The organism is Plantimonas leprariae, from assembly GCF_008802405.1.
In the GTDB taxonomy this organism is placed as follows: Bacteria; Pseudomonadota; Alphaproteobacteria; order Rhizobiales; family Rhizobiaceae; genus Plantimonas; species Plantimonas leprariae.
Genome location: NZ_VZDO01000005.1, coordinates 12,808 through 34,388 on the forward strand (window position 1 = coordinate 12,808; position 21,581 = coordinate 34,388).

The following is a 21,581-nucleotide window of genomic DNA, read 5'->3' on the forward strand; positions in this document are numbered from 1 at the left end:
CCTAGGGGTGGTGTAGACGCCACGCAACGGACGCTCCACTTCGCCTGCCTGATGCATCTTCGTCAGCAGGAAACTGACGTTCTTCTCCTTCATGCCCGTGGCTGCCACGATGTAGCGATCAGGGCGTCAGCGACAACCTCGCCGACTACGGCAATCGGACGGTGAGCGGTCTGCCGTTCGGCAACTTCTTCACCAGCTCGGACTACCAGCAGGCCGATCAGGCGGGACGCGAGTTCCTGGCCTCGGTGCTGCGCAAGGACTCCGGCGCGGCGATCACCGACCAGGAGATGGCGATCTACGGCAAGACGTACCTGCCGCAGCCCGGTGATGGCGCGGAGGTGCTGCAGCAGAAGCGCGCGGCTCGGCGGCAAGCTCTCAGCGCGATCGAAACGGGTCTCGGTCCCGCCCGCACCATGCTTCCGGGCCGGGGCGGTGCGTCGCAGCCGGGTCCGGCGGACGCGCCGCAGGCGCAGACCGGCACGGTGCCGAGCAACCTCAAGGGCAAGTACGGGCTGCGCTGATGAGCAATCTCGATCTCACCCGCATCAAGTCGAACGTCTACCGGATGGCGGCGCAGAACGCGCCGGAAGCCGACATCGACGCGTACCTCGCCGAGGAAGGCACGACGGCCGACGCAGTGAAGGCCTATGCGCCGAACCTCTCCGGCCAGCAGCTAGAGGCCATCATGCGCGGCCGGGAGAACGTCGCCAACGGCCGGAAGCCCGAAGGCCACGCCGAGGGCAAGTTCGGTGGCGCGGCGATGAACGCCACGGCCGGCGCCAACGAGGCGCTGTACGGGGTGCTCGGGGCTCCGGTCGACGCGACGCGCGGGCTGATGAACCTCGGCATCCGCGCCACCAACGCCGTGACAGGTGGGAACGCCCCCGAGCTTCCCGACACCAGCTTCCTCGGCTCGCGCAACATCGCGGAAACGCTTGGCGGCATCGATCCCCGGCTGGATCCGGCAAACACCGTGGCGCAAACGGAAGGCGATCGGGTCGCTCGCGGTGCTGGTGCGGGTGCGGCCGGTGCGATCGTGCCGGAACTGGCGGCGCGCACCCTCATCGAGAAGGGCATCGTCAACGCCTCGCCGCAGGCCATGCGGCTGGCGGAGGGCGCGTTTGGTCGCTCGGCGACGGGCGGACAGGCAGTCGCCAACGCCGTGATCGGTGCGGCCGGCGGCGCGGGCGGCACGGCTGCGGCCGACGCGGCGCCGGAGCCGTTGAAACCACTGGCCGGTCTGCTCGGCGGCATGGCGGCGGGTGCCGGCAGCGCGGGCCTCCTCGGCGTGCCGATGATCGTCAAGGAAGGTGTTCGGCACATCGGCCGGTACGCCGAGCCGCTGACGCAGGGCGGACGCCAACGCCTCGCTGCGGATCGCCTCCGGTCGTCGGCGACGGACAGCCAAGCCCTGCGCGATAGTCTGGAGGCCGGCACGCCGGAACTGGTGCCGGGCTCGCAACCGACGACGTTCCAGGCGACGGGCGACATGGGGATCGGCGCGTTGGAGCGCGGGGCCGCCGCCCGCCAACCCGACCGCTTCATGCAGCGCCGGGCCGAACAGAACGCCGCCCAAGTCGCAGCTATCGGTGCCATCCAGCCGGACGGCGCACCGGAGACGGTGGTCTCCGCTATTCGGGGCCAGCTCGCCGACATCGACCGCGAGGCCGACGACATTGTGACGCGGGCTCGGGATGGCGCACGGGCGAGTGCGGATCGCCTTGGCGCGGGGCAGACGCCCGACGCGGCCGGCGCCAGCCTGCGGACCTCGCTGGAGGCGGCGCGGGCGACGGTGAAGCAGCGGGAACGCGAGCTGTGGAACGCGGTCGACCCGGACGGCACGATGACGCTCGGCGTCGGCACGGTGAAGGGCGAGGCGGACAGCCTGCTCGGCGGCATCCCGAAGTCGGCGAAGCAGCCGGACGGCGAGGAGATGGCGATCTACGGCGTCGTCGGGCAGTACGGCGACGCCATGCCGTTGTCGGAAGTCACCGCGCTGTCCTCTCGGGTAAAGGCGGCGATGCGGGCCGAGCGTATGGCGAACGGCGAAAGCCCGGCCTATGCCCGGATGGCCAAGCTGTCCTCCGCTATCCACGCCGACCTTGACGGCGCCGTCGCCGGCAGGGTTCAACAGGAGGCGGAAGCGGTCGCTCGCGGCGAGATGCGCGAGGAAGACACATTCGCTGCGAACTTCCGACGCGCTCAGGAAGAATGGCTTGCACAACGAGAAGCCGGATCACAGCAAGCCACCGGAACGCTTGGCGGAGAAGGTCCGTCAGGGTTTAGAGCGAATGGCGCCGGAGGACCACGGTCCCTTTCTGGCATGGCTGGAGCAGAAGGCGAAACGGGAAGGCGACTTCCCGATGCTCCGAGCAATCCGCGACTACCGGGCGATGACGTCGGGATCGGGTTCGACCGAGCCGCCCAAGAGCGCCTGACCGCTGCCCGTGCGGCAACGTCCGACCGTCTTTCGACCTTCGACAACCCGACGCTCCGGCCGCTGCGCCAGCGTCCGGCAACGAACGCCCCCTACGCGGTGCCGGATAGCTCGGTGCCGGCGCGGATCTTCTTCCCGCAGGCCAAATCCTTCGACGCTATCCAGTCGTATCGCCGGGCGGTCGGCGATGGGCCGGCGCTGGACACCCTGACCGGCTACGCCGTCGACCGGGCCAGGCGGGCGGCGCTGCGCGACGACGGCACCTTCGATCCCACCCGGCTCGCCGCCTGGCGCCGCTCCCACGCCGACGCGCTCCGGGCCTTCCCCGAACTCGACGCCGGTCTTGCCGACGCTTCCGCTGCCGCCAATACGCTCGCCCATGTCGTGCAGCGCCAGAACGCAGCACGCGACGATGCGGCCCGCGGCGTGCTCGGTCGCCTCCTCGGCCTCGACGATCCCTCTGATGTGACGCGCACAGTCGGCGCCGTCTTCCAGCGCCAGGATGCGGCGGCGCAGATGCTGCGCCTTCGCCACGCCATTCGCGGCAGCGAGCCGGCGCAGCGTGGATTGCGGAAGGCCATCGTCGACCACATCGCCGGCCGGTTCGTCGGGAACACCGAGGCCGGCACCTCCGGCATCGGCACGGTGAAGTCGGACGGCTTCCAGAGCTTCGTCCGGCAGAACGGCGCGGCGCTTCGAACGGCCGGCTTCTCGGACGCCGAGATCGGCACCATGCAGCGGGTCGCCGCCGACCTGCAGCGCGCCAACCGCTCGGTCGCCTCGGTGAAGCTGCCGGGCGGCTCGAACACCGTGCAGGACGCCATTCAGGCCGGCAAGCTCGGCAGCCAGCCGACGCTCCTGTCCCGCATCTTCGCCAACGTGCCCACGGCGGCCGGCGGCGCGGGCGGGTTCATGCTCGGCGGCGGTCCCATCTCGGCGGCAGTCGGCGCGGTGGGCGCGAAGACCATCGCCGATATCCGCCGCGCCGGCATCGAGAGCATCGAGGATCTGGTGGCCGATGCGTTGCTCAACCCGACCCGGGCCAAGCTGCTGCTCGCGACGCCCGCCCGCAAGACCGAGCGGGCGACCTGGGAACTACTCGGCCAGTACTACCGCCGGGCGGCGACGGTCGGTGCGGTGGCGGGACCGAACCAGGCTGAACCCGAACAGCGCGGGGCGGTGCCCCGATGAGCGTCCAGACGGTACAGGACGACGTTGCGGCCTCCGTGCTCGGCGATCTGATGGGGATCTGGCTGGCGCAGCAGCCATCCACCTACACGGCCTGCCGGCGGCTGCATACGGCGCTGACGCCGCTGTCGGATGCCTGGGTCCACGCCCTTGCCGGAGCCTTAAGGACCGACAACACGCCGGACGCCGAACCTCTGGCGCAGCACATCGACGCCTTCGTGGCGACGTTTGACGACCTCGCCGACGAGGGGCGCGAGCTGGCCGACTGCGGCATTGCCGACAACGGGCTGATGACGCTGCCGGACTGGATCGACTGGCAGTGTTTCATCGCCGACACCTACGTGAAGGATAAGGCACGCATCCGACGCGCCGCGTGTTCTCGACTGTCGTTCGGCAGGAGCACGAAGCCGAGGACGAGGCACGGGCCTTCGCCACACTCGGCCAGCATCCCGGGCCGGATGACATGATCGTCCGCCGCGTCATCGTGCCTTGGCCGATCGCCGACCTGGTGCCGGCCGACTTCATTCCGCGAGCGACAGGACCTAGGGGCTGATATGGGAACGCTGGAAAACCGCGTGGCGAAGCTCGAACAGCGCAGCGTCACCGATCTGCCGCAGTATGGTCGCGTCTTCATGTGTACCGGCCGCATGGGCCACGAGGACGAGGACCGGGCCGAACAGCTCGCCGAGATGGGCGTGGTACAGCGGGTCGACGACCTCGTGATCCAGCTTGTCGGTTACGCGAAGCCGCCAGCCGTTTGAAAAACAATCAGAGGAAATCAGACGGATGGCGCGCGGTGGAGCCCGTGACGGAGCAGGAAGACCGGCGGGCGTCCCGAACCGCCGGACAGCGGATGCTGTCGCCGAACTGATGGGTTCCGGTCTGTCGCCGCTCGCCTTCCTGACGAACCTCTATCGAGACGAGACGGCTGACCTGAAGGACCGCGCTTGGGCGGCGAACGCCGTCGCTCCCTTCGTACATCCGCGCCTCGCGCCGACGCAGCAGCGCGTCACCATCGCGTTGCCGGACACCTCGACGGCGGACGGCGTTCGCGATGCCATCGCTGCCGTGATCGAGGCTGTGTCCTACGGGGACTTATCGCCGGCCGAGGCGCAGCAGATCGTCGCCGTCATCGAGGCGCAGCGGAAGGCCATCGAGACCGCCGACATCCTGCCAAGGCTGGAGAAGCTGGAGGCGGCGAAGTGAGGAGTGCAGTGAGAAGCACCTGCACCGCTATCTCGCAAAGTTCGACTTCCGTTACAACAACCGCATTAGGCGTGTCGTTGACGATAACGGAAGGGTGCCGCGCGCGCTAACCGGAGTGAAGGGCATGCGTCTGACCTACCGGCGGATTAACGAAGTCGCAGCCGTTCAGAGGCGGCTTCTGCGGGAAAGCGAGTCAGTATCAAAGGCTTATCAGCAACAGGGATAACGCATTGAAACATCTTGACTTTCCCGAACTTCTGCTTAACTCTCGACGCGGCGGGGTACGCTGGAACCCCCTCGGGCTTCATCGTCGTGTGAAGCAGTCGGTAAGGACGGTCGCCCACTGGATGGTGGCCTACATGCCCCCGATGGTAACGAGGCCAGGACCCGCCACCCCTAAATCTGATATCCGTAGAAGCGGAAGATAGACTTCTGATCTTCGGACAAGTTCAACGTCCAGTTCTTCCACGGGAGAAGCGTTACGCCGGCGTTCGCGAAGATGCTGCCTCTGGACGCCATGCGGGGCCTCAAAGCCTCAGCATGTCGCGTCGTCCAGTGCCGGGTGCCAGCGTTTGCCGCTTGGAAGAAGGCGCTCGCAACAACGTCTGCGACTTGGCAACCGGCATTAATCTGGTGAGCTATAACTTCCACGTTTGCGGGATCCACAACACGGAAGTCAACCGCCCGGGCCGTTTGGAACAAACGGCTCTCTTCGGTCTGCTTCTTGAGCAGCGATAGGTAGGTGTAGACATGACGATAACTGTGACCGCCGCGTTTGCTGAAGATCAATTTGACGGGTTGCGGACGTCCGGTTTCTTTCACCGCTCGGTGAGCGCACCATTCGCTGACGCGCTCTAACAGGACACGGATGCAATAATTGTAAAAGTAGTCCTTCGGGTGCATCGAGAAAGCTTCGGCTGCTGGGTTCTTGTATTTTCGCATATTCTTTTTGTTTGAGATAACAACAAAATTTCGTAATTCTGCGCTCGCAACCGCAGTGCAAACTGCCAACCTTCGCGGCTCATTAGGTACCTGAAGTGCAAATCGGGCCGTTGAGTAGATCGGATATCGACTTTGATCGAACGAACCAAATCCACCAGCTTAGGCTCATTGGTTGCGCGCATGACAGTGCAGCCGACAACAAACCATTCACTCGCGCCTTTGGGATCAATCGGCGCGACGGTCCTGATGCCAGGATCGCCCGCCTCATCGATGTAGGCTAAGAAGTAGGGTTCTTGGGATTGTAGCTCGAGGGTCATTCCACGACGAAGCAAAGTGAGGCGCGCAAAGGCCAAATCGACCAGTTCCGCGAAGCCGCGTGTCAGCTTGAGACCGATGACATTGAGCAACGCTTTGGCTCTACCCTAGAGGGCGCCACAGCAAACTGTCGATGAAACTTCGCGCTCGGCGCCTAATCTCCGATCCCGTCCGCGACCCGCTGACGCGCCGCCCCGGTCAGCATCAGCCAGCGCGATCCGCGCCAGCCGTCAGTGTAGGTCTGGCGCGCTCCAGCCCTTCGCCTCGTCGATCCACACCTGCTTCGTCCGCTTGTCGTAGACGCACAGCATCTTGCCCTTCGCGCCCTTCAAGGTGCGCTGCGGAAACACGCCGGTGACGAGCGTCACGACCTTGTTCAGCGTGTCGTCGAACTGCACAAGCTCAGACACGTGCGCGTGCTTCAGTCCGCTGGACGCCGCACACTTCTCGGCAACGGCGAGCGTAAATGCAGCCCATGCGTCGGGCGACGAGGCGTTCGCGGTTGCAGACAGCGCGAGGAACGGCAAGAGAACCAGAAGGCGACGCATCGAAACTCCGTGAATGACTGCCCGGAACCCTCGAGGCAGCGTGCAGCCTTTGGCTGCCGATGTTGTCCGCGTAGTGACGCCAGCTGCTGCCAGAACCGTCGTCGCCGTCCGGCCGGCGGCGTCCAATGTGCCAGCGCCTCGCGTTCAGCCGCCGTCCCGCCTCTCTCGCCGCCATTCCCACGGTGCCTGCCAGCGACCAGCCCACGCGCCGCGGCGCTTCGCCTTCGCCTCGGCCTCGCGTGCCGCGTAGCGACCATGACTGTACTGCGCGTAGTCTCGTGCCCAGCCGCCACTCACCATCGCGGCTCCAATGTCCTTCCCATCAAGCCGGCAGATGGCGACGATCCGTCCGTAACGATCGCGGTCCTGTTCCTCGCAGGCGACCTGTCCGTTGCGGCCGACGATCTGCGCCAAGGCGTCGGCCGCCCGTGCGCCGCAGAGATACCGCAGGCCGGCGGCGTTGCGGCAAGACTGCCGGCTTTCGGGCGCATCGATGCCGAACAGGCGAACGCGTTCCTTCGTGCCGTCGACCTTGATCGTGTCGCCGTCGACGACTTCGACCCGGCCGGCGATCGGCTGCGCGGCGCTGACCGTCGAGGCCATCCCCAGCAGCACCGCCGCCGCGATCATAGATGCTCTCATCCGATCGCTTCCCCGTTTGCCAATCGTCCGCCGCGGGCTGTGAGGTGAAGCCACTCAGATCCATCCGGGTCGATCACGTAATCCGCAATGCCGTCCTGAAAGAGTTCCAGCGCGGTTTCCCGTTCGGCCAGCGTTAGCGACTTTCCACTCGTCCCCATGCCGGTATTGTCGCCGTCCAGCAGGATCGCGATCAAAGCGCGCTGCTCAGGCGTGAAGCGTTCGAGCGTCAGCGGGTAGAGCGGCCGCTCTAGGATCTCCGCCAACGCGGCGAATGGGTCGACCGTCATCACTCGTCTCCGTCCTTGCGCTCACCCTTGGCGACGATCCGCAAGCTCCCGTCCGGCAGCGGTCGTTGCAGCGCCGACGCCTCGTCCCAACCCGCCCGGAGCCACGTATCCATCTCCTCCGGCGTCGTCAGGATCACCGGCATGGCTTTCGGATGAACCGCCTTCACCTCCTTGTTCGGATCGGTGGTCAGGAAGCCGTAGGCGTCGACCGTGACCTCGCCTTCCTTGATCTTCCGGACGCTGGTCCATGTCGTCCAGACGCCCGCAAACACCATCAGCGGCCGGTCGTCGTTGGCGGCGAACCAGACCGGCACCTTCTTGCCGTCGATCGTGTCGTATTCCGAGAAGGACGTCAGCGGCACCAGGCAGCGGTGCTCGGGGTTAAGCCAGCGCCGCCAGTGCGAGGACTTGGTGTTGCGGATGTTCGTCACGCCCGGATCGGTCTTCTTGCCCTCCAAGGCGAACTTCGGCGACGGCATGCCCCAGCGCGCCATCGCGAGTTCGCGCTCGCCCCTCGTCACCCGGACGATGGGAGCGGAGGTGTCGGGGAACACGCCCGGGAGAGAGGGCAGGTTGCCGGCGTTGTTCAGCGCCGCGTTAGTGAACTCGCGGATCGCGGCCTGGCCTTTGGTGATCGAGTAAAGGTTGCACATCAGCCGACTGCGCTTCCGTCTTCGATACGCCGGCCAGCTTCCGTCAGCCGCAGCCAGAGGCTGTCTCTCCAGCCGGGCATTTCTTCCACCAACCCAAGCACGATCATCGATCCTGCGGTGGCGAGAAGTTCCGGACAAATTTGATCTACCGAACGGCCAACGCTGTCCTCATGCGGGTAGCCGTCGTTAAGCCTAACCAAGAGCTGCTGCTGCACCTCTGTCAGATCGGACCAAGTGACGTTCAATGGGCTGTTGCCTCGCTCTCAACGGGAGCCGGACCGACGCCGTCATCAACGACGGAGCGGCCGAAATCCGTTAGACACCGCTCGGCGATGTCTACCAGGCCGAATCGTTCAAGCACGCGGGCGTCCTCCGCCTGACGGGCGCTCAACTCGTCCGGCGTCGATCCGTAGCGGTGGTCAAGCGCGATGAGCGTGCGGCGCTGCGATTGGCTGAGATCCGCCCACGTCACAGTCATTCCGTCAGCCCTTCGATCATCATCCGCTGCGCCACAACCGTCAGCATCAGCCAATGCGTGCCTCGCCAGCCGTCTACGACCTCAATCAGGCCGAGCGGGAACATCGTCTGCGCGGTGATGACTTCAGCATCCGACAGCTCGGAAATCTCGCAGCCAATTGCCGTGGCCGGCGCGTCGGTGCCGCAGAGCTTCGCCAGGAGGCGGCGCTGGGACGGCATCAGGTCGTCAAGCGAGAAATTCATTCCCGGCACATTCGTTTGATTGGGCAAGGTCCGTCAACCAACCGAATGGCAGCGTTCGATAAAACGACGTGCCGGAATGCAGGCCGTTGCGCTTGATTATATTCCTATATCGCCCCAGCTTGGCCGGCCATGGGGCGAAGCCGATATCAGCATGGACCGTTGCTGACGCTGGTGAAGCGGCAAGGGCTTCTGGTCGCGATCGGCTGCAATCTCTGCCGCACATCCCGGCACTACGATCCCGATGACCTTCGCCTCCTGTTCGGCGATATCGACGTGGATACCGTCGAGCGGCGCATCCGGTGCGAGGCTTGCGACAAGCAAGATTACGTAACGGTGCGCACGTGGCGGCCGGTCGGCTCCGACTGGCGTGGGCTCGTTATCCGTCGCCTCGTGCGAGTCGAGACGGTACGCCGGCCGGTTTGGAGAGATGAGCAGGCATGACGAACGGTGCACGGCACCACTACCGTGTCCATTCGTTCAGGCGACTAGTAGCCGCCGTAGCCACTATACCCGCCTGGGCGTGACGCAGCACTCCGACGACCGCAACGGTTACCAGCGGCGTCGATGCTGTCAGGCGTAGGGCAGTTGCCGCGATACGGTCTGTATCCACCATAACCCCCATATCCACCTGGGGCGGCAGCTCCGGCCGCCACACCAACCCCAACCACAGCGATGCCCGTCATGATGGCGCCATCAGTCGCAATGAGCCGCTGGCACTTCTCAAGGGTGGCGCCGCGCCGGACAGCGAGCTTGGCGGCCGCGGTTCGATAGGCTTCGTCGTTGTCGGTAAGCGCGATTTTACAGAGGTTCAGGGTGTCTTTGCTCGTCAGGCTCGCCACATCCCTCGACGGCGGGGGCGTAGTGGCGCAGGCGGCGAACTCGGCTGCTGCCAGTAACGACGCAATGATCCTGATGCGCATGCTATTTCCCCTAAATGCTCAGGGGACTGTTACACGCTAAAGCGGTGTTTGCCACATTGACGCCGCGTTTTGCACAACCGGTGCCGCCTGACGTCAACGTCACTGTTCCTTCCGCGGCCTGACGCCGGCCCGGCCGCCGTTCTCGGCGATGAACGGGTCAGATAGCATCAACGATCGCAGCCCTGGACCCGCTTGAACGACTTCGTCAGTCCCCGAATGACCGGATCCATCGCCTGCTTGGCACTTGCATCGTATTCGAGCCGGAAGAAGGCGACTTGCTCCGGGCAGGCGGGGATAGCTCGCTGATAGACGATGCGTTCGCCCCGGGTGCCGGACAGAACGGCGAAGTCTGGCGCGTTGCGGCTGTAGACGATGCGCCAGCCGTCACGCTCATCGTCCGTCCGGCGCGTTGCCGCTTCGTCCTGGAAGCTGCCTTCCATAATATTCGAGCCCCAAACGGCGAGGTCAGCATGGCCGAGCTTCGAGATTGAATGGCCACCGTCGCCGTTGTCGGCTTCCCGGATCGGCCCGAAGCCCGCAGGGATCGTGATGCCATAGACGAAGCGGGCGTTGAGGTAGCGCTTCCCAACCTCGGCGTTTGCCGACACGACGAGCATGTTTGCGGCCGACAACGCGAGGACGAGGCGGCCAATCATGTTCCGAGATCCTTCCGCAGTCTGACGCCAGGCCCACCCTCAGCACTCGCACCAGCCTCGAGGAAGACGACGCCAGCGGCTTCGAGAGCGCGACGGACGGCATTCACGTTGTCGGCGGAACTCCGGCCGGGGCCAACTTTCTCCATCCGCTTGATGGTCGGCAGGGAAAGACCCGCCGCCTCAGCAAGCTGCGTTTGCGACCATTCTATCAGGCCTCGCGCCGCCCTTAACTGGCTGGCTTCGATCATTCGCCCCTCAACGTGAAACATTCTGGATAACGGGCGATACAAAAGGGTTTACATTCTGGATCGCTTATCATACATAATGGATCACGAACGATCCAAAGGCAACTGGCAATGATCAACCGCTCCACCATCATGACCGCCGCGTGGGCATCGTACCGCAAGGTGGCTATCGCCGCCCGCTACGATCGCTTTTGCCGCCGCCTGTTCAGTCGCGTCCTGCGGCAGGCTTGGATTAACGCCAAGGCCGACGCTGCCCGCCAGCGTCGCGCCGCTGCGGTCATCGCCGTGCCTGTCACGTCGGCCGAGCCGACCGCCTTCCACACGGCGATGGACGCGCTGAAGTACCTGCCGGCGCACATGAGCTTCGAGCGCGCCGCCGCCGCCGTCCGCACCCGCTTCGCTCTGCACGCCTGAGAGGAGAGCCGCCGTGACCAAACCCGCGTCCGCCAAGCCGTCCGAGCCGCCGCTCGCCGATCCCGGCCTCGCGCTCGTCCGCGCCTTGCCGCTCAACGCCGCCACGCTCGTCCACAACGCCATCATGGACATGCTGCGCGTGCCGCCCTTGCCGCGTCCGCCGCTGAACATGCCGGCCGAGTAGGGCCACCCCGAACACCGCCATCCGTCATCAGGAGATCCGAGAATGCCTAACGTCCCGATCCGGGCGACCGGCGAAGCTGCGCCCGCCGTGTCCCGCCGTGCCTTCCTGCGCACCAGTGCCAACGCCAGCGCCGCCGTCGTCGCGGCCAGCGGCATCGCCGTACTGACCTCGTCGTCGCAAGCGGCCGAGCATCCCGATGCCGAACTCGTCGCGCTCGGCATCGAGTTCGATGCCCTGTTCGCGCAATACAAATCCAGCACGACAAAGGCGGAAGCGGCTTCCGAGGCCTTCCAGGCGGCCCGGCCGGCTCCGACAGAAGGTGGCCCGGCTTTCGAAGCGTGGTGGGCAGACTACAGCGTCGCGGTGGATGGCGACTGGGGCCCCTCTGACGAATGGTCGGAGCGGGTCGCTGCCGTCACGGAGAAGATCCGAGCGTTGTCGGCGACAACGCTGGCCGGCTTCGCAGTGAAGGCTCGGACGCTGCGGTTCGACCTTGCCAAATGGGGCGACAGCCCCGAGCCGATGCTGGACTGGGACTGGGACGACGAGAGCCTAGAGCGCTTCGTCCGCGAGATCGAAGCTGCCGGCGGCGGGAGGACGCTCGCATGATCTCGCGTCGTCGTTTCCTTCACACCACCGCCAGCGCTGGCCTCGCCACCGCAGCGGCCGGCAGCGTGCTTACCGTGGAGGCAGCATCGACTGCTGCCGCCGATCCGCTCGCCACCCACATCGATGCGCTGCTGGTGGAGTACCTCGCCGAGGCGCAGGACGAGTGGCGCATCGCTCGCGCGATGGACGCTGCCGAGAAGGCGATGCCGGCCTGGGCGCAACCCGGTCCAAGCCGTCTCCTGCACGACGGCACGAAGGGCGGCGCGACGTCGGGCTGGCCGGAAGTCGCCGAGTTGCCGCTCCCACCCGTCAAGGAGCATGGCTTCGAGATCATCCGCCGAGGACCGAGGGACTACTGGCAAGCCCGGAAGGCGGCGCTGTACGCCGGCGGCGCGTTCGAGAAGCAGCCGGACGGCTCGTTCACGCATCGCATGCCCAGGCTGCTGAAGGGCGAGGAGCGCCGGCGGGTGCGTCTCGAAACGATTGCGGGCATGCGCAAGCTCGTCGCGCGTCGCCGCGAGCAGCTCGCGTGGAAGGCCGCCGTTGGCCTGACGCGACTGGAGGCGGCCTACGACGCCGCCTATGAGCGGCGCTGGGCGGTGCGCGAGCGCATCGAGGCGGAAGCGACTGGCGTCTCGCCTGCGGAACTCGGCATGCTGGCGCTGTTCGAGTACGCGCACGAGCAGGACGACTTCAGCCTCGTGCTGCTTCGTCGGCTGGCTCCGGCACTGATGGGGCACCTACGGCGTGTCGTCGACGACATGATCGCCAACGGCGCGGCCGACATCAACGAGACGCTGTTCCTTGGCCGGCCGGAAGGGAGGGCGTCCTGATGGGCGGCCCGTCCCCGATCGAGGCGTTCGCGCCGCTCGCAAACCCCTTGGCCGAGCGCGTCGCCGCGCTGGCCGCCCGGATCGGCCGAGAGACGGCGGACTGCGCCATCCTGATGTTCGCGCTACCGATGCCGGCCGACGTTAGGGAGCGGTTCGAGACCGAGACGCTCGTGGCGATCGGCGAGCTGCTGGACGAGTTCGGGCAGGTCACGCCGGGCGACAAGGAACGCTTCCGGCAGATCGCCAGCCTCGCCCTCGACCGGCGGCTGGCGCACCACGCCATGCAGGGTATCGCAGGAGGGGTGGCGTGATGGCTACGCTGCTTGCCTACAACCCCGACCGGTTCCGAACCGCGGCAGCGAAACAGCGGATGCGCATTCGCGATCGGTTGCGAAAACGGATCGCTGCCGAGATCCAACGGCTTGTCGACATCCTCGACGAACTGGACGGCGATGCGGACTTCGAACCGTCGCTCGGCTGGACGAAGACAATGGCCTGGGGAGCAACGGATGATCGGGAGGAGCCCCACGCCGCTGCGTGTTGCGCCGAGACGTAGAGGTCTGGTCACTCGACGCTTCCGCCGATCCGTAGCGACGCAACAGTAGGCGGCACAGTTCTTGGCGCTTCCCCGCCAATAATCATTACAATAGTCTAGCTTGTTCGGACGGCGGGAGAGCGGATCGTGACGTACAACGTTGATTATGCCACTTGGGGACGCGGCGGGATCAACCAAATTAATGACACTCTATGTGTGGCGCGCGGCATCTTGTTCGGGATTGCGATCAGCGCCATGGTCTGGCTTGGCATTGCCATCACTGTCCTGAGCTGAAACTTTCAGTTCCGGCTGGGTTAGGACCCCGGGCAAACATCAAGACAGGGTACTACCAGCGCCATCACTCGTGACTGACCGCCGGCTTTCGCCCCGGCAGGAATTTTCCTCTGAATTGATTTGTTTAATTGCCGGAGATTAGCCGGCTGTGTGAGAACTACCCCGTCAGGAGCCTTCATCCCCAGCATAACCGGCATAGGCAGGGCAGGCATGAGCAGTGCAGCGCAGGGTCGCTCGAAAACGACCGAACCCACTATCAGCAAACCGTCTGTCGAAGAAATGCTTGGCCTCACACCACAGGCGGCTGAGCCAAAGGCCTTCTATCGCATCGGCGACTTATCCAGAGAGTTTGGTGTCACCTTACGCACGCTTCGGTTCTATGAGGATCGTGGCCTCTTACAGCCTACGCGCCGGGGGGTTACGAGAATTTACTCGTCAATGGATTACCGGCGCCTTCGGCTGATACTGCTGTGCAAGACGCTTGGCTTCTCTCTCACCGAGATCCAGCGCCTTGTTGAGCACTACCTTCATACGACTTCGCCGAAGCGACAGCTCGATGAGCTGCGAGCGGCGTTCCAACGGCAACGCTCGCAGCTTTTGTCGCAACGCGAGGGATTGGAAGCGTCGATGGCCGCCATTGACGCATCGCTTGCTGCCCTGAAAGCGGCATAGGCAAGCAAAGAGCGATAACGTTCCTGCGACGCGAAATACGCTGCCGCTGGACATTGTCAAAACCTGACGATCATGGGATGGTCGTCAGGCAAGTACTCCAATCAGAACATTGCCCGCCCGGCTCGCCATGGCGGGCTTTCTTTTGGTGGCAGCGTCGTCTTGCTGGGGAGACAACGCTGTCTGCCGATGTGGAGGAAAGTTTGGGGCTTGAGCCTCCGGCTTCATCGACACCAGCACGCTAGTTCACTGAGCATTCGCTTGTCCACGAATGATAGGCCTTCGGGCGACTAGTCGACCGCTTTTTTAAAAGCCTCCAAGCTGATCTCGATCGCCGGCCAATCCTCGTCTTTGAACCAAAGGCGAGCGACGCGGCCTTCACCAAAACCAGCGAGCCAAGCATCTCGGAAATGTCGATGCTTGCCGGGTTGCCACGGGCACATGTTTGCGCTGCTCGTGAGATCGGAACCGACGAAGCGACCCGCGGCTCGCGCCAGTGCCAGACCCTTCTCACCCATTATTCGCATCCGTCACGGCGTTAACTGAACTTCGCCGCGGCCTTTTCAGCGAACTCTTGGCTGGTCTCAGCACTCTGACGTCGGGCGCGCTGGCTGGTCGGCGGCAGTGAGACGGGCTAGCGAAGACGACTAAGCCGCGACAACACAGCGATGTTAGCTGTCGTAAGATTTGTCAGGAGTTCGGCGTCTTCCCCAATCGCATGCGATAGCTCACGCTCCAGTCGGCAGTGAGCTTGGCGGGCAGCGTCCGCAATGCTCTCCCTTTTCGGTCAGCCGCAGGCGCACACGCCGCTGATCCTCAATATAGACGCCCTTCGTCACCCAGCCTTTCCCACAGAGAATGTCGGCCATTTTCGATATCGTCGACATCCTGACGGAGAGCTGCTGAGCCGCTTCGGTGACGTACGTATCGCCATTGTCCGCGAGGCAAAGCAGGAGCTGATCCTGTCCTGCAGCAAGTTCAAGTTCGACCAGGCTAATATTGAGGAGCTGCCGAATGGATTTGGAGATCGAGAGGAGTGAGGGAACGACTCCGGCGTTCGGTACCGGCGTGGCACTCACGGCGGAAGGCTGAATGGCTGCGCGTATCATGCCCACCGCTTTCGCTTCATGGCGATGGGAAACGAACTTGACCGCGCTCGAAAAAGTTGCGGGGGGAAATCGTAGCTGTCGACGGATCGAACGCACTGCGCACGTCTATCGATGCGTCATCCTGCAGATGCGCAAGACGGTGGGGAAGGGTTGCGGCAGCCATGATCTATGTGCGACGCAATCACGGCCTCCGTAGTAGGAAAGAGCATTGACCAATGTGCCAGGCCTAGCAACCGTTTCGTCCGGCCCGACGTCATAGCGGAGTGATGGCGTGTCGATTTCCAGTGAAGACGCGATCAAGTGGGACGACTTCGGTGTCGATCAGAATGGGGGTAGAGCGGCCGATCCACCTCTGGTGCCGCTGCTGCTGTCCGTAGCTCGCAGCGTTCGAACGCTGCACGAGATCATCTTGCGAGGCACCGGCATCGAGAGGGGACAGGATGAACTGCTGATCGTCTTGAAGGGCCGCCGACTGGCAGTGCGAGATTTGGCAATCGAACTCGGCATCCGACCCTCGACGGTGTCGAAGATGATCGATCGGATGGCGGTTAATGGGTATGTCGTTCGCTCAAGCAATCAGTTCGACGAGCGTCTTGTAATGGTTGGTCTGACGGAGAAGGGTCGAGACGCAACGTTGCGCGTCGAAGCAGCGCATCAGGCTTTCGAGGCGGAGTTGCGGAAGGCGTTGGGACGAGAGGCGGAGCGAGATGTCCTGAAGCTCCTGAGCGTTGATTACGTGCTGGAAAAGCGGCTTCGCCGGCATCGATAACGCAAGCAGCTATGCCAACTCTGCCCTCTCAATTACCTCGTACTCGAACCAGCATCCCTCACTTGAGATCTGTACTGGGCGTCTGGCTCGCAGATCATCCCGCATTTGGACGAAAACGGGCGAAGGCAGGGTCTTGGAAGCGTGCTCCAAAATTCCGTCGAGCGGTGCGGTCATGATCAATCTACGGACAATAGACGTGCAGTAAGTGACGCGGACTTGGGGCTGCGCATGCATGGAGCGTCTGTACGAACCACGCCTACTGAGCGATACGTGGAAGTCGTCGGGTGGCTACCGAACTCCTCGGCGATCAACCAGCCACGCCCTCGTCCACAAGCTGCCGACCGAGTTCGGTCAGCCGACGCGCGGCCGTACATGCGATCCCGAACCGGGCCAGCACAATCAGGTTCGTCTCGTGAGGGGCGGGCAACGGGTTCGGCACTGAGCCGAGACGGTGGTCAAGTCGGATCATCGTGCGGCGCTGCTCGGACGTGAAGTCGTTAAGCGACAGTCTCACTCGGCTGCGTCCGGCACGGGGTCGACGAACTCCTCGCTGCGCAGGATCAGCGATCCACCGCGGCGCTCTATCTCGAGCATGAGAGGCCGGATCGTATGCCGAGCCATGCGCTCCAGCTCCTCGCTGGGCAGACGCTCTAGGCGCTCACGTACTTCGTCAGCCACGATCATTCTATCGCTCACTGATCTTGCTACTTTTCGTAGACCATGCAGGGCTGCGGATTACGCCTGGAGGATGGCGGCAGGAGCATGGCATGGCATTCGGCGACGAGCCGCCTGAGAATGATAACCGCACTCGCGACGACGTGCTCGACGAAATTGCAAACCTCACGTTGCAATCATATCAGTTGGCAAAGGGCATGGATCACCACTTTCTGATGTATCTGATCGGCATGGTCCTCATCGAAGTGGGCTACGAGACCACTGGCAGCCATCCTGAAGGTTGATCAGCGGGCTTCCTATGATTATGGCGAACATCGCCGTCCTGCAACAGCAGGTTGATGCGATCAGCAAGCGGAAGCGGGCGGAATACTACCCAACGTCGCCGAGCCCAATCATCCTGGCAGTGCGCTGAACAAGACGTCTGCTGTGCGATGCAGGCAGGAAGGCAGTAGGCATTAGCCTGATCGTGGGACCGAACCAAAGGTGGCCACGACGTCGCCGATCTCGTCGAGGACCGCCACGCCGACATAGTCTGCGGCCATGTGCTCGGCGGCCTGTAAAGCCGCAACGCGCCCGCGGACACCGCAGTCGTCGACGGCGTAGGTGGGGCCGAGCGAGATGTAGCGCCGGATGACGTATTGCGGGTCTGGCATGCGAGGCTGCCTACGCGAAACGTAAAGGGGTTCCAAGCCTCTGGCGATCTCCACGAAAGCGACGACAAGCAGCGATCAGAGAGAGACGAGGTGAGTCATCTCGTCCAAATACTCGACGATTTGGCAAGATGTTCACCTACAACCGCCGCAGTTCGCCAAGTTTCAAGTTCATTGCCGACGTTGCCTCAGCGCTCAGTTCACCAACCACGTCACATCTGCCCGTCGAGTATTCCGAACGATCCATGCCGTCGCTTGAGGCTTGCAATCGTCGTACCGCAAACATCGCATCCCGGTGTTTTTCGTACGCTGCGGCGTAAAGGGCGGAAGGATGACCGTCAGGGCCGCTCGTCGCCTCGATCTGGATGAGCCAAGCACCAACGTTGTTGCCGATGGTGCGGTGGGGAGCCGTACGAAGAGGGCGCTGAACTTTTGGCACAATCGAAAACGCTGCTCGTCGACGAAGAGCTTTCAAAGATCTCGCCCAAAAGTCCAACTGTTGAACAGTCTCCCTGAGATTACCAAGGCTTCCAATCAACCCGTCGGTGTTGCTGCCGTTTGTTGCAGCGTCGGATTCAGCCAGATCCGACGCATTGTTTTTGCTCCCGTCCATGCCGATCAGAACTCTTCCCAGCTGTCGGCGGCGGCTTTCGGCTGCGCGCCGCCCTGGCCGCTGTGCTTCATCTGCGCGACGGGCGCGGGCGTGGGCCTGTGGGCCGGCGCCGCTGCGGTGGGACGCTGCGCGGCGCGGGATGGCGCCGAACCGGCCCGGCCGCTTGTGGCCCGGGTGCGGAACCGCTCGGTCAGCCCGGCCAGTTCCTTGGTCTCACCGCTCAAGGACTGCGCTGCCGCCGTCGTCTCCTCCACCATCGCGGCGTTCTGCTGCGTGACCTTGTCCATCTGGTCGGCCGCGGTGGAAACTTCCTTCAGGGAGACCGCCTGTTCCTTGGCCGCATGCGCAATGGTGTTGACGACCTTCGCCAAGTCGCCCACCCCCGCCACGATCTCGTCCAAGCTCCGGCCCGACGCCGACACCAGCTCCACGCCGCGACCGACCTGCGCCGACGACGCATGGATGAGGTCCTTGATCTCCTTTGCCGCCTCCGCCGAGCGCTGCGCCAGGCCGCGCACCTCCTGCGCCACCACCGCGAACCCACGCCCCGCCTCGCCGGCCCGCGCCGCCTCGACGCCTGCATTGAGGGCGAGCAGGTTGGTCTGGAAGGCGATCTCATCAATCACTGAAATGATGCTGCCGATCTTGTTCGAAGAAGCTTCGATCTCGCCCATCGCAGCAACCGCTTCTGCAACGATGCTGCCGCCCTTCTCGGCGGTGCCCTGCGTCGTGTGCGCCGTTGCCTGCGCCTGTGCGGCGCTCGCCGCCGTGTCGTTGACGCCACGCGTCACCTCGCTGAGCGCCGCCACCGTCTGCTCCAGGCTCGCCGCCTGCTGCTCAGTGCGCTGCGACAGGTCGCCCGCCGCCACCGTGATCTGACCTAGCCCGACCCGGATCGTTCCCACCGCGCCGACTACTGAGCCGATCGCGTCCTCCAGCGAGCCGACCGCATCGTTGAACTTCGTGCGGATCGGCTCGAATTCCGGCGCGACGGGACCTGCCATGCGAACCGTCAGGTCGCCCTGCGAAAGACCGTTGAAGCCGACCTCCACCGCATGCACGAACACCCGCAGGTCCTCGGCCTTGGCATTGTCGATCGCCGCCTGCCGGTCGCGGCTCAAAGCCTGCGCCTGCCGGCTTTCCTCGGCTTCCGCTTCGAGGGCTTTGTTCTGGTTCGCCGCGTCCTTGAACACCTGCACGGCCTTCGCCATCGCCCCGACCTCGTCGCGACGGTCCTGGCCTTCCACCGGAACATCGAGCTGGCCGGCGGCAAGCTCCTTCATCCGCCGGCCGAGCAGGCTCAGCGGACCGGTGATGCCCTTCGACGAGATGAAGAGCGCACCGCCGATGCCAAGCAGCATCCCGAGAAGAGTACCGGTCAGCGTCGTATAGATCGTCGACCAGGTGCTGGCAGTTAAAGCGTCAGAAGCCTTTTCAGTTTCAGACAGCAGCCGATCGCGGAGAGCGGTGTAGTCCTTATCGAATTGCGCCACCGTCGCGTCCATCTTCGCGAGTGCAGCTCTCGCCGTGTTGTCGTCGTTCTTCAAACCGGCGGCAACGCCTTCGGCACCGCTTGCATCGATTTGCTTCGCGAGCGCATCAAGATTGTCGAAATCGGCTTTGGCCTCCGGAAAGTTGGGCCGGATTTCCGTCAGAAACTGCGCGGCTTTGGCCATTTCTTCCTGACGGGTTGTGGCAGAGGACTTGGCTTCGTCGCTCGCCCCGTCGTAGACCGCGACCTTGTACGACGCGTAAGACGCATCGCTGACCTTCTTGCCGGCACGGACGAGTTCGATGACGTTCGCCGCCCTCCGGTCGAGCAGATCCGAATAGGCGTCGTCGATACCTTTCATCTGCACCGCGGCGTATGCCGAGAGACCGAGCCCGATGAGGCTGACGGCAATGACCGTCCCGATGATCTTCGTCGAGATTTTGAGGTTCTGCAGCATGGGAGACAACCCTCAGCCGCGCGCGCCTCGCTGCAGCTATATGCTCAGTGTGCCGTTAAGTCATTCCGAAAGAGTTAAATCCGAATTGACTCAAAGAAGTGTAGTTGCAACTGATGGCTGCATCAACGTCGGTTGAGTTGCGGTCGACATTATAGCTCAGGCTCGCCTTTTGCTTGCATGAAGCAGCAGCAGGAACGACGGGCGAGCATCTCGGGGAATGTGACGGTAACGGGCTCCCGCTACCATCATGATCTATGATCGCTGCGATGTGCGGCGTGCCCAGATGGGTTCCGTCAGTTTTGTCAGGTTGCCAGTCGGGCGCTTTCGTGAATTTTGGCCCTAGCGGCACAGCGCGCTGGCCAGCCGAGCCTAGCGTGCCAACTCGACGCTCGCTTCCCATGCGCTTCCCAAATCCGCATTCCGGGAAGCAGCATCGCGCTTGAGCGGAGCTAAGCTAATGAAAGAATTGGTGCCGCTTGCGTGACTCGAACACGCGACCCCATCATTACGAATGATGTGCTCTACCAACTGAGCTAAAGCGGCTTCTCGTGCGACGGAGGGTCGAGCCGTCACCGATGGGGTGCGTCATATCAGAAACAACCGCCTTTTCAAGGCGCGACTTGGCCGCTCGGCGGCGAACCTCGCGCCCGCCGTTGTCGCGACGTCGTGGGAAGCTTGAAGAAGCCCGGCGGCGCGCGACATGACGCGAACGATGTCCGACCTCTTTCCGCCCCGCCCCGAGACCCTGCCGCTTTTCGCGGAAACTCCGCCGGTGCTGGTGCGCGTCATCGACGTCGAGACCGCCGGCCAGCGCCTCGCGGAGGACGCGGTGATCGAGATCGGCTCCGCCGACCTCGACCTTGGCTCCGGCATGATCAGCAACCCGATGCAGACGCTGGTCGATCCGGCTGGCGTCGAGATCGACCCGCATGCGCGCCGCGTCCACCAGATCACCGACGCGATGCTGGTGGGCGCGCCATCGTTCGCCGACGCGGTGCAGCCCTTCGCCGGGGCGCCGTACTACGCGGCGCAGCGCGCCGAGTTCGACCGCTCGCGCCTGAAGCTGCCGGGCCGCTGGCTGTGCACCTACCGGCTGGCGCTCCGGGCGTTCCCGAGCGTCCGGGCGCACGGCCTGCAGAGTCTCGTGAAATACGTGCCGCTGGACCTTTCCGACGTCAGGCCGCTGCTCGCCGAACTCCACCCGCATCGCGCGCTCTACGACGCGCTCTGCACGGCGGTGCTGCTGCGCGAGATCGCGTGGGTTCTCGCTCCTCGCTGCACCGACCTCGCGGATTTCCTGCTCCGCGCCGAGAAGGTTTCGGCCGAGCCGGCGCTCCTCGCGAAGTTCCGCTTCGGCCGCCACAAGGGCGTGCCGCTCGCCGAGGTGCCGACGGACTATCTCGAATGGCTCGTCCGGGAGCCGGACATGGACGCCGACGCCGCCTTCACCGCGCGTTGGCATCTCGACCACTTGCGTCTGCGCGGGGTGCGGGCCGCGCCGGCGCTTCCCGTGCAGTAG

34 protein-coding genes, 1 tRNA gene and 1 pseudogene are annotated in these 21,581 nt (G+C 64.2%); 18 read left to right on the forward strand and 18 right to left on the reverse strand.

What is annotated here, in order from left to right; translation table 11 throughout:
• Nucleotides 1-161: 161 nt before the first annotated feature.
• The 6 genes and pseudogenes from F6X38_RS08185 to F6X38_RS23870 form a co-directional block, all read left to right on the forward strand.
• Nucleotides 162-521: a hypothetical protein gene (locus F6X38_RS08185; protein ID WP_150969197.1), complete on the forward strand. Its 360-nt coding sequence runs from the start codon at nucleotides 162-164 to the stop codon at nucleotides 519-521.
• Entirely contained in the window at nucleotides 521-3,628 is a 3,108-nt protein-coding gene (locus tag F6X38_RS08190) for a hypothetical protein (protein ID WP_150969199.1), read from the forward strand. The genes F6X38_RS08185 and F6X38_RS08190 overlap by 1 nt, the downstream gene beginning before the upstream one ends.
• The gene (locus tag F6X38_RS08195) at nucleotides 3,625-4,092 is read left to right on the forward strand and encodes a hypothetical protein (RefSeq protein WP_150969201.1); all 468 of its coding nucleotides are present in this window, start codon (nucleotides 3,625-3,627) and stop codon (nucleotides 4,090-4,092) included. Before F6X38_RS08190 ends, F6X38_RS08195 begins: the two co-directional genes overlap by 4 nt.
• 87 nt (nucleotides 4,093-4,179) lie before the next feature.
• The gene (locus F6X38_RS08200; RefSeq protein ID WP_161992663.1) at nucleotides 4,180-4,386 is read left to right on the forward strand and encodes a hypothetical protein; all 207 of its coding nucleotides are present in this window, start codon (nucleotides 4,180-4,182) and stop codon (nucleotides 4,384-4,386) included.
• A gap of 109 nt (nucleotides 4,387-4,495) precedes the next feature.
• A complete protein-coding gene (locus tag F6X38_RS08205; protein WP_150969205.1) occupies nucleotides 4,496-4,831 on the forward strand; it encodes a hypothetical protein in 336 nt (111 codons plus the stop codon).
• Nucleotides 4,830-4,994 (forward strand): annotated as a pseudogene (locus tag F6X38_RS23870) (IS1595 family transposase); the annotation flags it as partial. The gene F6X38_RS08205 and the pseudogene F6X38_RS23870, both read left to right, overlap by 2 nt.
• Nucleotides 4,995-5,227: 233 nt before the next feature.
• Here the strand turns inward: F6X38_RS23870 and F6X38_RS08210 are convergent.
• From F6X38_RS08210 to F6X38_RS08245, 9 genes are all read right to left on the reverse strand, one after another.
• Nucleotides 5,228-5,773: a hypothetical protein gene (locus F6X38_RS08210; RefSeq protein ID WP_210248882.1), complete on the reverse strand. Its 546-nt coding sequence runs from the start codon at nucleotides 5,771-5,773 to the stop codon at nucleotides 5,228-5,230.
• Nucleotides 5,686-6,090 carry a DUF3800 domain-containing protein gene (locus F6X38_RS24280; protein ID WP_425482839.1) on the reverse strand — a complete coding sequence of 135 codons (405 nt, stop codon included), beginning with the start codon at nucleotides 6,088-6,090 and terminating at the stop codon, nucleotides 5,686-5,688. The genes F6X38_RS08210 and F6X38_RS24280 overlap by 88 nt, the downstream gene beginning before the upstream one ends.
• A gap of 228 nt (nucleotides 6,091-6,318) precedes the next feature.
• Nucleotides 6,319-6,498: a hypothetical protein gene (locus tag F6X38_RS08215; RefSeq protein ID WP_150969209.1), complete on the reverse strand. Its 180-nt coding sequence runs from the start codon at nucleotides 6,496-6,498 to the stop codon at nucleotides 6,319-6,321.
• A 282-nt stretch (nucleotides 6,499-6,780) separates the two neighbouring features.
• Nucleotides 6,781-7,278, reverse strand: a complete 498-nt coding sequence (locus tag F6X38_RS08220) for a thermonuclease family protein (RefSeq protein ID WP_246191254.1) — start codon at nucleotides 7,276-7,278, stop codon at nucleotides 6,781-6,783.
• Entirely contained in the window at nucleotides 7,275-7,565 is a 291-nt protein-coding gene (locus F6X38_RS08225; protein WP_150969210.1) for a hypothetical protein, read from the reverse strand. Before F6X38_RS08225 ends, F6X38_RS08220 begins: the two co-directional genes overlap by 4 nt.
• Nucleotides 7,565-8,218 carry an SOS response-associated peptidase gene (locus F6X38_RS08230; RefSeq protein WP_150969212.1) on the reverse strand — a complete coding sequence of 218 codons (654 nt, stop codon included), beginning with the start codon at nucleotides 8,216-8,218 and terminating at the stop codon, nucleotides 7,565-7,567. Before F6X38_RS08230 ends, F6X38_RS08225 begins: the two co-directional genes overlap by 1 nt.
• Complete coding sequence (locus F6X38_RS08235) at nucleotides 8,218-8,463, reverse strand: hypothetical protein (RefSeq protein ID WP_150969214.1); 246 nt, start codon at nucleotides 8,461-8,463, stop codon at nucleotides 8,218-8,220. Before F6X38_RS08235 ends, F6X38_RS08230 begins: the two co-directional genes overlap by 1 nt.
• Entirely contained in the window at nucleotides 8,460-8,696 is a 237-nt protein-coding gene (locus F6X38_RS08240; RefSeq protein ID WP_150969216.1) for a hypothetical protein, read from the reverse strand. The genes F6X38_RS08235 and F6X38_RS08240 overlap by 4 nt, the downstream gene beginning before the upstream one ends.
• The gene (locus F6X38_RS08245) at nucleotides 8,693-8,965 is read right to left on the reverse strand and encodes a hypothetical protein (RefSeq protein ID WP_150969218.1); all 273 of its coding nucleotides are present in this window, start codon (nucleotides 8,963-8,965) and stop codon (nucleotides 8,693-8,695) included. The genes F6X38_RS08240 and F6X38_RS08245 overlap by 4 nt, the downstream gene beginning before the upstream one ends.
• 132 nt (nucleotides 8,966-9,097) lie before the next feature.
• Between F6X38_RS08245 and F6X38_RS08250 the strand changes: the two genes are divergently transcribed.
• A complete protein-coding gene (locus F6X38_RS08250) occupies nucleotides 9,098-9,379 on the forward strand; it encodes a hypothetical protein (RefSeq protein WP_150969220.1) in 282 nt (93 codons plus the stop codon).
• Nucleotides 9,380-10,025: 646 nt separating this feature from the next.
• Here the strand turns inward: F6X38_RS08250 and F6X38_RS08255 are convergent.
• Nucleotides 10,026-10,514: a hypothetical protein gene (locus tag F6X38_RS08255; RefSeq protein WP_150969221.1), complete on the reverse strand. Its 489-nt coding sequence runs from the start codon at nucleotides 10,512-10,514 to the stop codon at nucleotides 10,026-10,028.
• Nucleotides 10,511-10,762, reverse strand: coding sequence for a helix-turn-helix domain-containing protein (locus tag F6X38_RS08260; RefSeq protein WP_150969223.1), 252 nt, complete (start codon nucleotides 10,760-10,762; stop codon nucleotides 10,511-10,513). The genes F6X38_RS08255 and F6X38_RS08260 overlap by 4 nt, the downstream gene beginning before the upstream one ends.
• A 108-nt stretch (nucleotides 10,763-10,870) precedes the next feature.
• On the opposite strand from F6X38_RS08260, the gene F6X38_RS08265 reads away from it, so the two are divergent.
• The 8 genes from F6X38_RS08265 (at nucleotide 10,871) to F6X38_RS08290 (ending at nucleotide 14,300) form a co-directional block, all read left to right on the forward strand.
• Nucleotides 10,871-11,173, forward strand: a complete 303-nt coding sequence (locus F6X38_RS08265; RefSeq protein WP_150969225.1) for a hypothetical protein — start codon at nucleotides 10,871-10,873, stop codon at nucleotides 11,171-11,173.
• Between the two features lie 13 nt (nucleotides 11,174-11,186).
• Nucleotides 11,187-11,357 (forward strand): hypothetical protein, encoded by a 171-nt coding sequence (locus tag F6X38_RS23310; protein WP_161992666.1) that lies wholly within the window; start codon nucleotides 11,187-11,189, stop codon nucleotides 11,355-11,357.
• 42 nt (nucleotides 11,358-11,399) lie between these two features.
• Entirely contained in the window at nucleotides 11,400-11,966 is a 567-nt protein-coding gene (locus F6X38_RS08270; protein WP_150969227.1) for a hypothetical protein, read from the forward strand.
• On the forward strand, nucleotides 11,963-12,799 hold the full coding sequence (locus F6X38_RS08275) for a hypothetical protein (RefSeq protein WP_150969228.1): 837 nt from the start codon (nucleotides 11,963-11,965) through the stop codon (nucleotides 12,797-12,799). The genes F6X38_RS08270 and F6X38_RS08275 overlap by 4 nt, the downstream gene beginning before the upstream one ends.
• Entirely contained in the window at nucleotides 12,799-13,110 is a 312-nt protein-coding gene (locus F6X38_RS08280) for a hypothetical protein (RefSeq protein ID WP_150969230.1), read from the forward strand. The genes F6X38_RS08275 and F6X38_RS08280 overlap by 1 nt, the downstream gene beginning before the upstream one ends.
• Nucleotides 13,110-13,355 (forward strand): hypothetical protein, encoded by a 246-nt coding sequence (locus F6X38_RS08285; RefSeq protein WP_150969232.1) that lies wholly within the window; start codon nucleotides 13,110-13,112, stop codon nucleotides 13,353-13,355. Before F6X38_RS08280 ends, F6X38_RS08285 begins: the two co-directional genes overlap by 1 nt.
• A 126-nt stretch (nucleotides 13,356-13,481) precedes the next feature.
• Nucleotides 13,482-13,628 (forward strand): hypothetical protein, encoded by a 147-nt coding sequence (locus F6X38_RS23315; RefSeq protein WP_161992667.1) that lies wholly within the window; start codon nucleotides 13,482-13,484, stop codon nucleotides 13,626-13,628.
• Between the two features lie 210 nt (nucleotides 13,629-13,838).
• Nucleotides 13,839-14,300 (forward strand): MerR family transcriptional regulator, encoded by a 462-nt coding sequence (locus F6X38_RS08290; protein ID WP_150969233.1) that lies wholly within the window; start codon nucleotides 13,839-13,841, stop codon nucleotides 14,298-14,300.
• A gap of 287 nt (nucleotides 14,301-14,587) precedes the next feature.
• On the opposite strand, the gene F6X38_RS08295 is transcribed toward F6X38_RS08290, so the two are convergent.
• The gene (locus tag F6X38_RS08295) at nucleotides 14,588-14,815 is read right to left on the reverse strand and encodes a hypothetical protein (RefSeq protein ID WP_150969235.1); all 228 of its coding nucleotides are present in this window, start codon (nucleotides 14,813-14,815) and stop codon (nucleotides 14,588-14,590) included.
• A gap of 210 nt (nucleotides 14,816-15,025) precedes the next feature.
• Complete coding sequence (locus F6X38_RS08300; RefSeq protein ID WP_210248883.1) at nucleotides 15,026-15,376, reverse strand: MarR family winged helix-turn-helix transcriptional regulator; 351 nt, start codon at nucleotides 15,374-15,376, stop codon at nucleotides 15,026-15,028.
• Between the two features lie 301 nt (nucleotides 15,377-15,677).
• Here F6X38_RS08300 and F6X38_RS08305 point away from each other — a divergent pair, with 301 nt between their 5' ends.
• Complete coding sequence (locus F6X38_RS08305; RefSeq protein ID WP_150969239.1) at nucleotides 15,678-16,175, forward strand: MarR family winged helix-turn-helix transcriptional regulator; 498 nt, start codon at nucleotides 15,678-15,680, stop codon at nucleotides 16,173-16,175.
• 510 nt (nucleotides 16,176-16,685) lie between these two features.
• Here F6X38_RS08305 and F6X38_RS23320 read toward each other — a convergent pair.
• Entirely contained in the window at nucleotides 16,686-16,859 is a 174-nt protein-coding gene (locus F6X38_RS23320; RefSeq protein WP_161992668.1) for a hypothetical protein, read from the reverse strand.
• Nucleotides 16,860-16,942: 83 nt separating this feature from the next.
• Between F6X38_RS23320 and F6X38_RS08310 the strand changes: the two genes are divergently transcribed.
• Nucleotides 16,943-17,134 carry a hypothetical protein gene (locus tag F6X38_RS08310; RefSeq protein ID WP_150969241.1) on the forward strand — a complete coding sequence of 64 codons (192 nt, stop codon included), beginning with the start codon at nucleotides 16,943-16,945 and terminating at the stop codon, nucleotides 17,132-17,134.
• A 171-nt stretch (nucleotides 17,135-17,305) separates the two neighbouring features.
• On the opposite strand, the gene F6X38_RS08315 is transcribed toward F6X38_RS08310, so the two are convergent.
• The 4 genes from F6X38_RS08315 to F6X38_RS08330 form a co-directional block, all read right to left on the reverse strand.
• Nucleotides 17,306-17,503: a hypothetical protein gene (locus F6X38_RS08315; protein WP_150969243.1), complete on the reverse strand. Its 198-nt coding sequence runs from the start codon at nucleotides 17,501-17,503 to the stop codon at nucleotides 17,306-17,308.
• A 136-nt stretch (nucleotides 17,504-17,639) separates the two neighbouring features.
• Nucleotides 17,640-18,113: a hypothetical protein gene (locus F6X38_RS08320; protein ID WP_150969245.1), complete on the reverse strand. Its 474-nt coding sequence runs from the start codon at nucleotides 18,111-18,113 to the stop codon at nucleotides 17,640-17,642.
• Between the two features lie 5 nt (nucleotides 18,114-18,118).
• The gene (locus tag F6X38_RS08325) at nucleotides 18,119-20,062 is read right to left on the reverse strand and encodes a methyl-accepting chemotaxis protein (RefSeq protein ID WP_246191255.1); all 1,944 of its coding nucleotides are present in this window, start codon (nucleotides 20,060-20,062) and stop codon (nucleotides 18,119-18,121) included.
• A 467-nt stretch (nucleotides 20,063-20,529) separates the two neighbouring features.
• Nucleotides 20,530-20,605, reverse strand: a tRNA-Thr gene (locus F6X38_RS08330).
• Between the two features lie 157 nt (nucleotides 20,606-20,762).
• Between F6X38_RS08330 and F6X38_RS08335 the strand changes: the two genes are divergently transcribed.
• Entirely contained in the window at nucleotides 20,763-21,581 is an 819-nt protein-coding gene (locus F6X38_RS08335; RefSeq protein WP_150969247.1) for an exonuclease domain-containing protein, read from the forward strand.

Excerpts from the sequence above, each read along its gene's own strand:
- F6X38_RS08275 (WP_150969228.1), top strand. The coding sequence starts at position 11,963 with ATGATCTCGCGTCGTCGTTTCCTTCACACCACCGCCAGCGCTGGCCTC.
- F6X38_RS23320 (WP_161992668.1), bottom strand. The coding sequence starts at position 16,859 with ATGATCGTGGCTGACGAAGTACGTGAGCGCCTAGAGCGTCTGCCCAGC.
- F6X38_RS08220 (WP_246191254.1), bottom strand. The coding sequence starts at position 7,278 with ATGAGAGCATCTATGATCGCGGCGGCGGTGCTGCTGGGGATGGCCTCG.
- F6X38_RS08310 (WP_150969241.1), top strand. The coding sequence starts at position 16,943 with ATGGCATTCGGCGACGAGCCGCCTGAGAATGATAACCGCACTCGCGAC.
- F6X38_RS08225 (WP_150969210.1), bottom strand. The coding sequence starts at position 7,565 with ATGACGGTCGACCCATTCGCCGCGTTGGCGGAGATCCTAGAGCGGCCG.
- F6X38_RS08315 (WP_150969243.1), bottom strand. The coding sequence starts at position 17,503 with ATGCCAGACCCGCAATACGTCATCCGGCGCTACATCTCGCTCGGCCCC.
- F6X38_RS08265 (WP_150969225.1), top strand. The coding sequence starts at position 10,871 with ATGATCAACCGCTCCACCATCATGACCGCCGCGTGGGCATCGTACCGC.
- F6X38_RS08255 (WP_150969221.1), bottom strand. The coding sequence starts at position 10,514 with ATGATTGGCCGCCTCGTCCTCGCGTTGTCGGCCGCAAACATGCTCGTC.
- F6X38_RS08210 (WP_210248882.1), bottom strand. The coding sequence starts at position 5,773 with ATGCGAAAATACAAGAACCCAGCAGCCGAAGCTTTCTCGATGCACCCG.
- F6X38_RS08290 (WP_150969233.1), top strand. The coding sequence starts at position 13,839 with ATGAGCAGTGCAGCGCAGGGTCGCTCGAAAACGACCGAACCCACTATC.
- F6X38_RS08295 (WP_150969235.1), bottom strand. The coding sequence starts at position 14,815 with ATGGGTGAGAAGGGTCTGGCACTGGCGCGAGCCGCGGGTCGCTTCGTC.
- F6X38_RS08325 (WP_246191255.1), bottom strand. The coding sequence starts at position 20,062 with ATGCTGCAGAACCTCAAAATCTCGACGAAGATCATCGGGACGGTCATT.
- F6X38_RS08335 (WP_150969247.1), top strand. The coding sequence starts at position 20,763 with ATGACGCGAACGATGTCCGACCTCTTTCCGCCCCGCCCCGAGACCCTG.
- F6X38_RS08320 (WP_150969245.1), bottom strand. The coding sequence starts at position 18,113 with ATGGACGGGAGCAAAAACAATGCGTCGGATCTGGCTGAATCCGACGCT.
- F6X38_RS08230 (WP_150969212.1), bottom strand. The coding sequence starts at position 8,218 with ATGTGCAACCTTTACTCGATCACCAAAGGCCAGGCCGCGATCCGCGAG.
- F6X38_RS08280 (WP_150969230.1), top strand. The coding sequence starts at position 12,799 with ATGGGCGGCCCGTCCCCGATCGAGGCGTTCGCGCCGCTCGCAAACCCC.
- F6X38_RS08190 (WP_150969199.1), top strand. The coding sequence starts at position 521 with ATGAGCAATCTCGATCTCACCCGCATCAAGTCGAACGTCTACCGGATG.
- F6X38_RS08200 (WP_161992663.1), top strand. The coding sequence starts at position 4,180 with ATGGGAACGCTGGAAAACCGCGTGGCGAAGCTCGAACAGCGCAGCGTC.
- F6X38_RS08260 (WP_150969223.1), bottom strand. The coding sequence starts at position 10,762 with ATGATCGAAGCCAGCCAGTTAAGGGCGGCGCGAGGCCTGATAGAATGG.
- F6X38_RS08270 (WP_150969227.1), top strand. The coding sequence starts at position 11,400 with ATGCCTAACGTCCCGATCCGGGCGACCGGCGAAGCTGCGCCCGCCGTG.
- F6X38_RS24280 (WP_425482839.1), bottom strand. The coding sequence starts at position 6,090 with ATGACCCTCGAGCTACAATCCCAAGAACCCTACTTCTTAGCCTACATC.
- F6X38_RS08240 (WP_150969216.1), bottom strand. The coding sequence starts at position 8,696 with ATGACTGTGACGTGGGCGGATCTCAGCCAATCGCAGCGCCGCACGCTC.
- F6X38_RS08195 (WP_150969201.1), top strand. The coding sequence starts at position 3,625 with ATGAGCGTCCAGACGGTACAGGACGACGTTGCGGCCTCCGTGCTCGGC.
- F6X38_RS08205 (WP_150969205.1), top strand. The coding sequence starts at position 4,496 with ATGGGTTCCGGTCTGTCGCCGCTCGCCTTCCTGACGAACCTCTATCGA.
- F6X38_RS08285 (WP_150969232.1), top strand. The coding sequence starts at position 13,110 with ATGGCTACGCTGCTTGCCTACAACCCCGACCGGTTCCGAACCGCGGCA.